The 13365-nt window shown below is 68.5% G+C and carries 7 protein-coding genes and 1 rRNA gene; 4 read left to right on the top strand and 4 right to left on the bottom strand.

The genetic code is table 11. The features are described from left to right. Nucleotides 1–20: 20 nt before the first annotated feature. The 4 genes from ABJI51_RS07810 to dnaE form a co-directional block, all read right to left on the bottom strand. Nucleotides 21–1544, bottom strand: a 16S ribosomal RNA gene (locus ABJI51_RS07810). A gap of 361 nt (nucleotides 1545–1905) precedes the next feature. Then, nucleotides 1906–3057 carry a low temperature requirement protein A gene (locus tag ABJI51_RS07805; protein ID WP_348948673.1) on the bottom strand — a complete coding sequence of 384 codons (1152 nt, stop codon included), beginning with the start codon at nucleotides 3055–3057 and terminating at the stop codon, nucleotides 1906–1908. Between the two features lie 416 nt (nucleotides 3058–3473). Continuing rightward, nucleotides 3474–4880: an MFS transporter gene (locus ABJI51_RS07800; protein WP_348948731.1), complete on the bottom strand. Its 1407-nt coding sequence runs from the start codon at nucleotides 4878–4880 to the stop codon at nucleotides 3474–3476. A gap of 106 nt (nucleotides 4881–4986) precedes the next feature. Next, entirely contained in the window at nucleotides 4987–8571 is a 3585-nt protein-coding gene (gene dnaE / locus ABJI51_RS07795; RefSeq protein WP_348948671.1) for a DNA polymerase III subunit alpha, read from the bottom strand. 378 nt (nucleotides 8572–8949) lie between these two features. Between dnaE and ABJI51_RS07790 the strand changes: the two genes are divergently transcribed. The 4 genes from ABJI51_RS07790 to aspA are packed head-to-tail and all read left to right on the top strand — an operon-like array spanning nucleotide 8950 to nucleotide 13317. After that, nucleotides 8950–9597: a FadR/GntR family transcriptional regulator gene (locus ABJI51_RS07790; protein WP_348948729.1), complete on the top strand. Its 648-nt coding sequence runs from the start codon at nucleotides 8950–8952 to the stop codon at nucleotides 9595–9597. After that, entirely contained in the window at nucleotides 9594–11015 is a 1422-nt protein-coding gene (locus ABJI51_RS07785) for an amino acid permease (protein ID WP_348948669.1), read from the top strand. The genes ABJI51_RS07790 and ABJI51_RS07785 overlap by 4 nt, the downstream gene beginning before the upstream one ends. Next, nucleotides 11012–11929, top strand: coding sequence for an asparaginase (locus ABJI51_RS07780; protein ID WP_348948668.1), 918 nt, complete (start codon nucleotides 11012–11014; stop codon nucleotides 11927–11929). Before ABJI51_RS07785 ends, ABJI51_RS07780 begins: the two co-directional genes overlap by 4 nt. Next, complete coding sequence (gene aspA, locus ABJI51_RS07775) at nucleotides 11926–13317, top strand: aspartate ammonia-lyase (RefSeq protein ID WP_348948666.1); 1392 nt, start codon at nucleotides 11926–11928, stop codon at nucleotides 13315–13317. The genes ABJI51_RS07780 and aspA overlap by 4 nt, the downstream gene beginning before the upstream one ends. The last annotated feature ends 48 nt before the right edge of the window (nucleotides 13318–13365 follow it).

The following is a 13365-nucleotide window of genomic DNA, read 5'->3' as shown; positions in this document are numbered from 1 at the left end:
GGATGTGTTGTGCTCCTTAGAAAGGAGGTGATCCAGCCGCACCTTCCGGTACGGCTACCTTGTTACGACTTCGTCCCAATCGCCAGTCCCACCTTCGACCACTCCCTCCCCTTACGGGGTTGGGCCATGGGCTTCGGGTGTTACCGACTTTCATGACGTGACGGGCGGTGTGTACAAGGCCCGGGAACGTATTCACCGCAGCGTTGCTGATCTGCGATTACTAGCGACTCCGACTTCACGCAGTCGAGTTGCAGACTGCGATCCGAACTGAGACCGGCTTTAAGGGATTCGCTCCACCTCACGATATCGCAGCCCTCTGTACCAGCCATTGTAGCATGTGTGAAGCCCTGGACATAAGGGGCATGATGACTTGACGTCATCCCCACCTTCCTCCGAGTTGACCCCGGCAGTCTCCCACGAGTCCCCGCCATCACGCGCTGGCAACGTAGGATAAGGGTTGCGCTCGTTGCGGGACTTAACCCAACATCTCACGACACGAGCTGACGACAGCCATGCACCACCTGTACACCAACCACAAGGGAAGCCCCATCTCTGGGGATGTCTGATGCATGTCAAGCCCAGGTAAGGTTCTTCGCGTTGCATCGAATTAATCCACATGCTCCGCCGCTTGTGCGGGCCCCCGTCAATTCCTTTGAGTTTTAGCCTTGCGGCCGTACTCCCCAGGCGGGGCGCTTAATGCGTTAGCTACGGCACGGACAACGTGGAATGTCACCCACACCTAGCGCCCAACGTTTACAGCGTGGACTACCAGGGTATCTAATCCTGTTCGCTCCCCACGCTTTCGCTCCTCAGCGTCAGTATCGGCCCAGAGACCCGCCTTCGCCACCGGTGTTCCTCCTGATATCTGCGCATTTCACCGCTACACCAGGAATTCCAGTCTCCCCTACCGAACTCAAGTCTGCCCGTATCGACCGCACGCTCCACGTTAAGCGTGGAGATTTCACGGCCGACGCGACAAACCGCCTACGAGCTCTTTACGCCCAATAAATCCGGACAACGCTCGCACCCTACGTATTACCGCGGCTGCTGGCACGTAGTTAGCCGGTGCTTCTTATCCAGGTACCGTCACTTGCGCTTCGTCCCTGGCGAAAGAGGTTTACAACCCGAAGGCCGTCATCCCTCACGCGGCGTCGCTGCATCAGGCTTGCGCCCATTGTGCAATATTCCCCACTGCTGCCTCCCGTAGGAGTCTGGGCCGTGTCTCAGTCCCAGTGTGGCCGGTCACCCTCTCAGGCCGGCTACCCGTCGTCGCCTTGGTAGGCCACTACCCCACCAACAAGCTGATAGGCCGCGGGTTCATCCTGCACCGCCAGAACTTTCAACCCCCGAGGATGCCCCCGAAGGTGATATCCGGTATTAGACCCCGTTTCCAAGGCTTATCCCAGAGTGCAGGGCAGATTACCCACGTGTTACTCACCCGTTTTCGCCACTCATCCACACCCGAAGATGCTTCAGCGTTCGACTTGCATGTGTTAAGCACGCCGCCAGCGTTCGTCCTGAGCCAGGATCAAACTCTCCAACAATGTCTTCGAATTCAATCGAGGCAAAAATACTTGCTCTCAAAGGAAACCCCGACGAGGGGGTTACCATAAATAAGCTCTACTGGCTTAGTTCACTAGCACACTGTTGAGTTCTCAAGCAACACACTTCGGACCGCCGCGCCGCGAAGCGCTTTGGTCTTCGGCCTTTGTTTCAAGCTTTGTTCCAGGGATACCACCCTGGTTCGGGACCACCCACTCTACCACGATCGTGGGAGCTTGGTTCGTGGCCCCGGCGGCCGCCCGGTTTCCCTGGCGACTTGGAGAACTTTACACCCCGGTCGAGACGCCCGAACAGGGGGGTCCCTTTTTCGCGTCAAGCCGCTGACCTGCACCGATACCCCGCTCAGCCCGACGAGCGGGTCGCGGCGACCGTCAGGACGACCAACGCCGCCGCCAGCCCGGCCGCGACGTGGATCGGTGCCGGCGTGAACGAGGCGGCGAGGACGAGCACCGCCGTCACCGGGAAGCCGATCGCGATCGGGCGGCACTCGTCGGCGGGCCCGATGTGCAGCAGCCACACGCTCAGCAGGAAGACCGCGACCGGCACCGTGGTCGCCAGTGCCGCGGCGACGCCGCCGATGTGCAGCACTCCCGTGTCGTATCCGACCGCCACCTCGAGCCCCGCCCCGACCGCCGCCGCGGAGGCGAAGATCAGGTAGTGGCCGTAACCCCAGCTCATCGACGTGAACATCGTCGGGTGGCGGACGAGCCGCAGGTGGCCGGGCCGGTCGAAGTACAGCCACCACATCGAGAACACCAGGACGAGCGCGGCCGCGGCCAGCGAGATCAGCGCGCCGAGGTGGCCCGGTTCGGCGGTGCCCTCCTTGATCGCGTTGGTCGCGCTGAGGATCGTCTCGCCGAGCACGATCAAGGTGAACAGGCCGTACCGCTCGGCGATGTGGTGCGGGTGCCATGCCGTGCCCCGGCGGCTTTCCGCCCAGACCGGGACGGCCAGCTCGGCCACCACCAGCACGACGAACGCCACGACACCGGCCGTCCCCGGCACCCACAGCCGCGCGATCCACAGCACCTGGACCACCACGATCCCGATCGCGTAGCGCACGGCGGCGGGACGGCACTCCGGCTCCTGCCGCGCGGCGCGCAGCCACTGCGTCACCATCGACAGCCGCATCAGGACGTACCCGGCGACGATCGCCCGGAAGTCGCCGTCGAACGCGGTGGTCACCCCGGCCGCGATGGTCAGGCCGCCGGCGATCTGCACGAACGTGGCCAGCCGGTACGGGACGTCGTCGGTGTCGAACGCCGAGGCGAACCAGCTGAAGTTCAGCCAGCCCCACCAGATCGCGAAGAACACCATCGCGAACGACGCCACGCCGTGCGCGGCGTGTCCCTCGGCCAGCGCGTGGTGCAGCTGCGCGGCCGCCTGGCCGACGGCGACGACGAAACACAGGTCGAAGAGCAGCTCCAGCGGCGTCGCGACACGGTGGTGCTCACCGCTGTCGCGCGAGCGCATCGGCCGGTACCACACCCGCATCGGAACTCCCCGCGTCGGCGTCGAAGGACGCCGCCATCCCAGCATGATCGCCACGCGGGGGCGACACGGGTGCAGAACGGGCGGGCCCGGTTCCCCCTCACCCAGGCCCGCCCGCGCCGTCACGCGCCGGTCGGTGCCGATGGGCAGCCCTTCCGCGAGTGCCGGACGGTCCCCCGCGGACGCCGACACCCACTGGACGGAAGGTGACCGAGTGTGTCCATTCCCTCGAACTCCGGACGCCTCGATCGCTCAAGCCGGTCACCCCATCCCCGGGTGGCCGACCGATTGCCACTGTCGGTAGCCGAAGCCGCGCAGTGAAGGCTCCATAAGATCTACCCGGTTGCTCTCCGTAGCACCAGTGTCTTTCCGCGCTCGTCACTCGGATGGAGCATCGCCTCTCTGCGGAAAGTAGTGTCTCAACTCCGCTGGACGTCCGCCGCGGCCGTCTCGGCTCCCCGCTCGTCGCGTTCCTTCTCCGACGCCCGGCGCCGCCGCGCCCGGAGTTCGGCGATCGCGAGGGCCAGCGCACCACACGTCAGGACGGCCGCGCAGGCGAGCGCGACGGTGAGGGCCAGTGGATAGCCGCTGCCGACGACCGCGCCGAAGATCGACGCGAGGACGGCGGTGCCGATCGCCGTGCCGATCCGCTGCCCGGTCTGCAGCGCGCCGCCCGCCACGCCGGCCATCCGGACCGGCACGCACTCCAGCGTCAACGTCGTGTTCGGGGAGATCACCATCCCGCCGCCCACCCCCGCGAACAGCAGCGGCAGGGCGAAGGCCCAGCCCGACACCGACGGCGGGACGACCTCGGCGAGGCCCGCGACGGCCAGCAATCCCACCGCGACCATGCTCAGCCCGGTGACGGTGAGCCGCCTGCCGAAGCGGGGCACCAGCCGTCCGGCGACCGCCGCGGACACCGCCGAGCCGAGCGCGAACGGCGTCACCGACAGGCCGGACTGCAGGGGCGAGTAGCCGAGGCCCTGCTGGAAGTACATCGCGAAGACCAGCCAGATCCCGGCGAACCCGCAGAAGTACAGCGCGCCGACGGCTGCACCGGCGGCGTAGCCCGGGGTGCCGGTGAACAGGCGGGTGTCCAGCAACGGCGTCCGGCCGCGGCGGACCACCGCGTGCTCCCAGCGCACGAACGCGGCCCCGAAGACGACGGCGACGACGAACAGCCACCAGAACCGCGCCGGCCCGTCGTTGTCGGACTCGACGACCGGCAGCAGCACGCCGAGGACGGCGACGGCAAGCAGGACGATGCCCGCGAAGTCGATCTCCGAGGAGATCCTGAGCCGCTTCTTTTCACTGCGCGGCAGCAGCCGCAGCGCCAGCACGAACGCGAGGACGCCGATCGGGACGTTGACGTAGAACACCCAGCGCCAGCCGTCCTGGGCGCCGAAGACCGACAGGATCGCGCCGCCGAGGATCGGGCCGACCGCCGTCGAGATCCCGACGACCGCGCCGAACATCCCGAACGCGCGGCCGCGCTCGGCGCCGCGGAAGAGGTCCTGGATCAGCCCGGTGTTCTGCGGGGTGAGCATGCCCGCCGCGACGCCCTGGGCGAGGCGGGCGAGCACCAGCGTCGTCTCGTTCGGGGCCGCGCCGGCCAGCGCGCTGGTGACGACGAACCCGGCGAGGGCGCCGAGGAACATCGTGCGGCGGCCGAACGCGTCGCCGAGGCGGCCGCCGGTGACCAGGACCAGCCCGAACGCCAGCGCGTACCCGGACACCACCCAGCGGATCCCGCCGCTGCTCGCGTGCAGGCCCGCCTGCATGGACGGCAGGGCGACGTTGACGATGCTGACGTCGAGCAGGCCCATGAACCCGGCGGTGAGGGAGACGGCAAGCGCTTTCCAGCGACGGGGATCCGGTTCGGCCACCCGTCCAGCAAAACACGGGAGCCGGGCTCCCCGCGCGATGGCCGCCCTACGTCGACGCGGTGATGCCGCGGATGCCCTTCAGCTCGCCGATGAGCATGGAGCTGACCTTGACCGGGTAGTCGTAGAGCGCGAACACCGTCTGGTTCTTGCCCACCAGCTTGAGGTGCACCGGGGTCTCCCCCTTGTGCGCCAGCAGCGTCGAGCGCAGCTCGCTGACCACCGACTGGTCGATCTTCTCCGCGGCGGCCAGCAGGACCAGCGGCGGCTCGTCGTCGCCGTTGCCGGTGCCGACCTCGGACAGGTCGAGCGTCGCGAGACCACCGCCGAAGACCGACATCTTGTCCTCGCGCCAGTTGACCCGGCCCTTGACCAGCACCGCGTTGTCCTCGATCAGCTCACCCGCGAAGAGCGCGTACGCCTTCGGGAAGAACAGCACCTCGAGCGAGGCGTCCATGTCCTCGACCGTGCAGATCGCCCAGGGCTCGCCCTTCTTGTTGACCCGCCGCTCCAGCGACGTGATCAGCCCGGACACGACGATCTCGCCCTCCTTGGGCGGGTCGGCGAGGATCGCGGCGATCGGCTTCGGGGCGTGCTTGCGCAGGATCCGCTCGGCGCCGTCGAGCGGGTGCGCCGAGACGTACAGGCCGAGCATCTCCCGTTCGTAGGCGAGCAGCTGCTTGCGCGGGTACTCCTCCTCGCCGAACTTCAGGTGCGCCAGCGGCGACGACGACGGGGCGGCCTCGCCCTCGTCCCCGCCGAAGCCGAAGAGGTCGAACTGGCCCATCGCCTCCTGGCGCTTGAGCGGGACGACGGCTTCGACCGCGTCCTCGTGGACCTGGATCATCGACAGCCGCGTGTGGCCGAGCGAGTCGAACGCGCCCGCCTTGATCAGCGACTCGATCACCCGCTTGTTGCAGGCCACCAGCTCGGACTTGTCGAGGAAGTCGGTGAAGGAGGCGTACTTCCCCTTCTCCTCGCGGGTCTTGATGATCGACTCGACGACGTTCGCGCCGACGTTGCGGACGGCACCCAGCCCGAAGCGGATGTCGTCCCCGACGGCCGCGAACCGCATGGCCGATTCGTTGACGTCCGGCGGCAGCACCTTGATGCCGAGGCGGCGGCACTCGGACAGGTAGACCGCCGACTTGTCCTTGTTGTCCCCGACCGAGGTGAGCAGGGCCGCCATGTACTCGGCGGTGAAGTTCGCCTTGAGGTAGGCGGTCCAGTAGGAGACCAGGCCGTAGGCGGCCGCGTGGCTCTTGTTGAACGCGTACCCGGCGAACGGGAGGATCGTGTCCCAGAGCGCCTTGATCGCCTCGGGCGAGAAGCCGCCGGGCCGCAGCTCGGAAGCGCGCATGCCGGCTTCGAAGCCCTCGAACTCCTTGTCGAGGACTTCCTTCTTCTTCTTGCCCATCGCGCGGCGGAGCACATCCGCGCGGCCCATCGTGTACCCGGCCACCTTCTGGCCGATGTGCATGATCTGCTCCTGGTAGACGATCAGGCCGTAGGTGTCGGCCAGGATCTCCTTCAGGGGCTCGTCCAGCTCCGGGTGGATGGGCTTGACCTTCTGCCGCCCGTTCTTGCGGTCGGCGTAGTCGTTGTGCGCGTTCATGCCCATCGGGCCGGGGCGGTACAGCGCGCCGACCGCGACGATGTCGTCGAACACCGTGGGCTCCATGCGCCGGAGCAGGTCGCGCATGGGGCCGCCATCCAGCTGGAACACGCCGAGCGTGTCGCCGCGGGCGAGCAGCTTGTACGTCTCGGGGTCGTCGACGCCCAGGGTGTCGAGGTCGACGTCGACCCCGCGGTTGGCCTTGATGTTGTCGATCGCGTCACCGATGACGGTGAGGTTGCGCAGGCCGAGGAAGTCCATCTTGAGCAGGCCGATGGCCTCGCACGACGGGTAGTCCCAGCCGGTGATGATCGAGCCGTCGTCGCGCTGCCAGAGCGGGATCGCGTTGGTGAGCGGCTCGCTCGACATGATGACCGCGCAGGCGTGCACGCCCGCGTTGCGGATCAGGCCTTCGAGGCCGCGCGCGGTCTCGAAGATCGTCTTGCACTCGTCGTCGGTCTCGACGAGCGTGCGGACTTCGGCCGCTTCGCCGTAGCGCTCGTGCTTCGGGTCGACGATGCCCGAGAGCGGGATGTCCTTCGCCATGATCGGCGGCGGGAGGGCCTTGGAGATCTTGTCCGCGATCGCGTACCCCGGCTGGCCGAAGTGGACGCGGGCGGAGTCCTTGATCGCCGCCTTGGTCTTGATGGTGCCGAAGGTGATGACCTGGGCGACCTTGTCCGCGCCGTACTTCTCGGTGGCGTACCGGATCATCTCGCCGCGACGACGGTCGTCGAAGTCGATGTCGATGTCCGGCATCGAGACGCGCTCGGGGTTGAGGAACCGCTCGAACAGCAGCTTCTGCGGGATCGGGTCCAGGTTGGTGATACCGAGGACGTACGCGACCAGCGACCCGGCGGCCGAACCACGGCCGGGGCCGACCCGGATGCCGACCCGGCGGGCGTAGCTGATCAGGTCGGCGACGATGAGGAAGTAGGCCGGGAAGCCCTTGCCGATGATGACGTCGAGCTCGCGGTCGATGCGCTCCTGGTAGCCGTCGGGAGCGCCGTCGGGGAACCGCCACTTCAGGCCGCGCTGGACCTCTTCGCGCAGCCAGCTGCCCTGGTCGTAGCCCTCCGGCACCTCGAAGAACGGCAGCCGGTCCTTGTGCGTGTAGACCTCTTCGTAGGACTGGACGCGCTCGGCGATCATCAGCGTCGTGTCCGCCGCGCCCGGGACCTCCTTGTCCCAGTACTCGCGCATCTCGGCGGCGGACTTCAGGTAGTAGCCGTCGCCGTCGAACTTGAACCGCGTCGGGTCGTTGAGGGTCTTGCCTGCCTGGACGCACAGCAGCGCCGAGTGCGTGTCCGCCTGGTCCTTGGTGACGTAGTGCGAGTCGTTGGTGGCCAGCGGCTCGAGGTCGAGCAGGCGGCCGATCTCGAGCAGGCCCTCGCGGACCGACCGCTCGATCGGCAGGCCGTGGTCCATCAGCTCGAGGAAGAAGTTGCCGGCACCGAAGATGTCCTTGTAGTCGGACGCGGCCTGGATGGCCTCCTCGCGCTGGCCCAGCCGCAGCCGGGTCTGCACCTCGCCGGACGGGCAGCCGGTGGTGGCGAGGATGCCGCTGCTGTTCTCCGCGATCAGCTCGCGGTCCATCCGGGGCTTGCGGTAGTAGCCCTGCATGCTGGCCAGCGAGGAGAGCTTGAAGAGGTTCCGCAGGCCAGTGGCGTTCTCGGCGAGCATCGTCATGTGCGTGTACGCACCGCCACCGGAGACGTCGCCGCCCTCGCCGAACTCGTCCGAGCCGCGCTGGCTGGCCTGGCCCCAGAAGACGGGCTTCTTGTGGAACCGGCTCTCCGGCGCGATGTAGGCCTCGATGCCGATGATCGGCTTGATGCCCGCCTTCTTGGACTGCTGGTAGAACTCGTCGCCGCCGTACATGTTGCCGTGGTCGGTCATGCCGACCGCCGGCATGCCGAGGCGGGCCGCCTCGGCGAACAGGGGGGCGATCTTCGCCGCACCGTCGAGCATCGAGTACTCGGTGTGGACGTGCAGGTGGACGAAGGAATCGTTCGACACCAGCGAAAACCTCCCCTGGGTGGATGGGACCGGCGCGCGCGGGTTCCCCAGCCTATCCCGCGCTCGCCGGGGTCGATTGTGCGCCTCCGGCGGCCGCGGCGGGGGGTGCGACGCGCACCCTTTTCGGGCGGTGATGATCACGCGCACGGGGTGCGGCCGGACGGTCACGCGGGGCTTCCGGCGGGCGCGAGGCGGGGCTCCTCGCAGGCGGCGGAAGAGTTGTCCCCGTCACGCGAAAACAACCTGAGCCGGCCGTGAGCTGGGCCACACCCGGGGGCTTCCGCGTTGACACCGCCACCCCCGGCACCGAGCATTCCCGCCATGAACCTGTCTGACAGCCAGACAGCCGGACAAGGTGGTCCTCGCAGGGTGAGTGCCATGGAGGCCGTGCTGGCCCACCTGCGCTCCTCGATCGAACGCGGCGAGTACGCCGTCGGCGACAAACTTCCCTCCGAAGCCGCGCTGAGCAGGGAGTTCGAGGTCAGCCGCTCGGTCGTGCGGGAGGCCCTCCGCGGCCTGCAGGCCCTCGGGCTCACCGAGTCCAAGACCGGCAAGGGCACCTTCGTCACCGCGACCGGCCCCGCCGAACACCCCACCTTCGGGCCCTACTCGGCCCGCGACCTCATCGAAGTGCGGCAGCACGTCGAAATCCCCGTCGCCGGGTACGCGGCCGTGCGCCGCAGCCAGGACGACCTCGACCTGCTCGGCCACCTCCTCGACCGGATGGACGCCGAGACCGACAACACCGCGTGGGTCGCGCTCGACTCGCTCTTCCACATCACCATCGCCCAGGCCTCGGGCAACCCCGTCTTCGGGAAGGTGATCGAGGAGATCCGGGACGCGCTCGCCCGCCAGTCCGCCTTCCTCAACGAACTCGGCGACCGGCGCCGCCAGTCGAACATCGAGCACCGGGAGATCGTCACCGCGATCGCCGCGGGCTCGGAAAGCGCCGCCGTCGCGGCCATGACCGCGCACCTGCAGCACGTCGAAGCCACCCTCAACAGCATCGTGAACGGGGACCAGTGACCGAACAAACCCTCACCGCCACGACCGCGGACGCGGGCGACGCGGGCTACCGCAAGGCGCTCAAGTCGCGGCACGTGAACATGATCGCCATCGGCGGGGCGATCGGCACCGGCCTGTTCCTCGGCGCCGGCGGGCGGCTCGCCCAGGCCGGGCCCGCCCTGGCCATCGTCTACGCCGTCTGCGGGCTCTTCGCCTTCTTCGTCGTGCGCGCGCTCGGCGAGCTGATCCTGCACCGGCCCTCCAGCGGCGCCTTCGTCTCCTACGCCCGCGAGTTCATGGGCGAGAAGGGCGCGTACGTCGCCGGCTGGATGCACTTCCTCAACTGGTCGACCACCGGCATCGCCGACATCACGGCGATCGCGCTCTACGCGCACTTCTGGTCGTTCTTCTCGCCGATCCCGCAGTGGGTGCTGGCGCTGATCGCGCTCGCCGTCGTCCTGACGCTGAACATGGTGTCGGTCAAGCTGTTCGGCGAGATGGAGTTCTGGTTCGCCATCATCAAGGTCGCCGCGCTGGTGATCTTCATGGTGATCGGGATCGTGCTGCTGGTGACGCAGACGCCGATCGACGGCGTCGCGGGCGGGCCGCAGCTGATCGCCGACCACGGCGGCATCTTCCCGTCCGGGCTGCTGCCGATGGTGCTGATCGTGCAGGGTGTCGTGTTCGCCTACGCCTCGGTGGAGCTGGTCGGCGTCGCCGCGGGCGAGACCGAGAACCCGGAGAAGATCATGCCGAAGGCGATCAACTCCATCATGTGGCGCATCCTCGTCTTCTACGTCGGCTCGGTCGTGCTGCTGGCGATGCTGCTGCCGTGGAGCTCCTACAGCAAGGACCAGAGCCCGTTCGTCACCGTGCTCTCGCACCTGGGCGTGCCCGCGGCGGGCAGCGTGATGAACCTGGTCGTGCTCACCGCGGCGCTGTCCAGCCTGAACTCCGGCCTCTACTCCACCGGCCGCATCCTGCGCTCGATGGCGATGGCGGGCTCGGCGCCGAAGTTCACCGGCGTGATGAACCGCAACCACGTGCCCTACGGCGGCATCCTGCTCACCGCGGCCGTCTGCGTGCTCGGCGTCGGGCTGAACTACCTGGTGCCGAAGGAGGCCTTCGACATCGTGCTGAACTTCGCCGCGATCGGCATCCTCGCCACCTGGGCCATCATCGTGCTCTGCCACCTGCTCTACGTCCGCAAGACCAAGCGCGAGGGCATCGAGCGGCCGTCGTTCCGGCTGCCGTTCTCGCCCTACACCGAGATCGCGACGCTGGTGTTCCTCGCCGCCGTCGTCGTCCTGATGGGCTTCGACGAGACCGGCCGGATCACGCTGATGGCGCTGCCCGCGATCCTGGTCGCGCTGGTCGCCGGCTGGTTCGCCGTGCGCAAGCGGATCGACATGCGCGCGTTCGACGAGGAGGGCCTGTGAGCCACCAGCCGCTGGTCGAGCTGGTGCGCGGCGGGATGGTCGAGGGCGTCCACCACGGCTCGGCCGTGGTGCTCGCCCCCGGCGGCTCGACGCTGTACGCCGCCGGAGACGTCGATGCCGCGATGTACCCGCGGTCGACGGCGAAACCGCTGCAGGCCACGGCGATGGCGCGGCTCGGGCTGCGCCTGTCCCCCGCCGGGTTCGCCATCGCGGCGGCCAGCCACTCCGGCGAGGCGATGCACCTCGACGCCGCGCTGAAGGTCCTGGACGGACGCTCGCCCGGCGCGCTCGGCAACCCGGCGGACTTCCCGTTCGACCCGGTCGAGCGGGACCGCTGGATCGCCGCGGGCCGGGCCCCGGAACGGCTGGCGCACAACTGCTCCGGCAAGCACGCGGCGATGCTCGCGACGTGCGAGCTGAACGGCTGGGCGACCGAGGGGTACCTCGACCCGGCGCACCCGCTGCAGCGCGCGATCGCCGCCACCGTCGAGGACCTCACCGGCCAGGACATCCCGCGCGTGGCCGTCGACGGCTGTGGTGCGCCGCTGTTCGCGACGACGCTGCGCGGGCTCGCCACGGCCGTGTCGAAGCTCGCGACCGCCGCGCCGGGCACCCCGGAAGGCCTGGTCGCCGACGGGATCCGGCAGCACCCGGACCTCGTCGGCGGCAGCCGACGGGACGTCACCGCGGTCATGCGCACGGTGCCGGGGCTGATCGCCAAGGACGGCTTCGAAGCCGTCCAGGTCGCCGCGCTGCCGGACGGCACGGCGATCGCGTTCAAGATCGCCGACGGCGGCGACCGGGCGCGCCCGGTCGTGCTCGCCGCGCTGCTCGGGCTGTGCGGGATCGACGTCCCGCCCGGCCCGGACAACCTGCGTTTTGCCGGAAATCTCTCCGTGGGGAGCCTGCGATGACCACCCGCCGTGAACACGATCTGCTGGGCGACAAGGACGTCCCCGCCGACGCGTACTGGGGCGTGCACACCGCGCGGGCCCGGGAGAACTTCCCCATCACCGGCACCCCGATCGCCGCCTACCCGCACCTGGTCGAGGCGCTGGCCGCGGTGAAGGAGGCCGCCGCGCGCGCCAATGCCGAGCTGGGGCTGCTCGAACCGCGGATCGCCGACGCCATCACCGCGGCCTGCCGCGAGATCCGCGCCGGCGCGCTGCACGGCGAGTTCGTCGTCGACGTCATCCAGGGCGGCGCCGGCACCTCGACGAACATGAACGCCAACGAGGTGATCGCCAACCGCGCGCTCGAACTGCTCGGGCACGCCAAGGGCGACTACCGCGTCGTGCACCCCAACGAGCACGTCAACCTCGGGCAGTCGACGAACGACGCGTACCCGACCGCGGTGAACGTCGCGACGATCCTCGCCGTGCGCGAGCTGTCGGACGCGATGACGGTGCTGGAAAAGGCGTTCGCCGCCAAGGCCGTCGAGTTCCACGACGTGCTGAAGATGGGCCGCACGCAGCTGCAGGACGCCGTCCCGATGACGCTGGGCCAGGAGTTCGGCACGTACGCGGTGATGCTCGGCGAAGACCGGCAGCGGCTGAACGAAGCCGTCGCGCTGCTGCACGAGATCAACCTCGGCGCGACCGCGATCGGCACCGGGCTCAACGCCGCGCCGGGCTACGCCGAAGCCGCGTGCCGCCACCTGCGCGAGATCACCGGGCTGCCGCTGCAGACGGCCGCCGACCTCGTCGAGGCCACCCAGGACTGCGGCGCGTTCGTGCACCTTTCCGGGGTGCTCAAGCGGATCGCGGTCAAGCTGTCCAAGAGCTGCAACGACCTGCGGCTGCTGTCCTCCGGCCCGCGTGCCGGGCTGAACGAGATCAACCTGCCGCCGGTGCAGGCCGGGTCGTCGATCATGCCGGGCAAGATCAACCCGGTGGTCCCCGAGGTGGTCAACCAGGTCGCGTTCGAGGTGATCGGCAACGACGTCACCATCACGATGGCCGCCGAGGCCGGGCAGCTGCAGCTCAACGCGTTCGAGCCGATCATCCTGCACTCGCTGTCCGAGAGCATCACGCACCTGGGCGCGGCCTGCCGGACGCTGGCCACGAAGTGCGTCGAGGGCATCACGGCGAACGTCGGCGTCCTGCGTGCCTACGTCGAGAACTCGATCGGGCTGGTCACGGCGCTGAATCCCGCCATCGGATACACGGCCGCGACGGAAATCGCGAAGGAGGCCCTGGAAACCGGGCGTGGTGTGGCGGAACTGGTCGTCGAGAAGGGCCTGCTGCCCGCCGAAGAGCTGGCGAAGCTGCTGCGGCCGGAAACCCTCGCGCGCGTGAACTGAGGTACCGTCGGATCCGGAAGGATCGGCTCCACTTCGGAAGGCGGGCGC

The sequence above is a fragment of the Amycolatopsis melonis genome, assembly GCF_040064235.1.
Lineage (GTDB): Bacteria > Actinomycetota > Actinomycetes > Mycobacteriales > Pseudonocardiaceae > Amycolatopsis > Amycolatopsis melonis.
Note: the sequence above shows the minus strand (reverse complement) of the source record. Positions and strands in the feature narration are given on the sequence as shown.

Excerpts from the sequence above, each read along its gene's own strand:
- ABJI51_RS07805 (WP_348948673.1), bottom strand. The coding sequence starts at position 3,057 with ATGCGGGTGTGGTACCGGCCGATGCGCTCGCGCGACAGCGGTGAGCAC.
- ABJI51_RS07800 (WP_348948731.1), bottom strand. The coding sequence starts at position 4,880 with ATGGGCCTGCTCGACGTCAGCATCGTCAACGTCGCCCTGCCGTCCATG.
- ABJI51_RS07790 (WP_348948729.1), top strand. The coding sequence starts at position 8,950 with ATGGAGGCCGTGCTGGCCCACCTGCGCTCCTCGATCGAACGCGGCGAG.
- aspA (WP_348948666.1), top strand. The coding sequence starts at position 11,926 with ATGACCACCCGCCGTGAACACGATCTGCTGGGCGACAAGGACGTCCCC.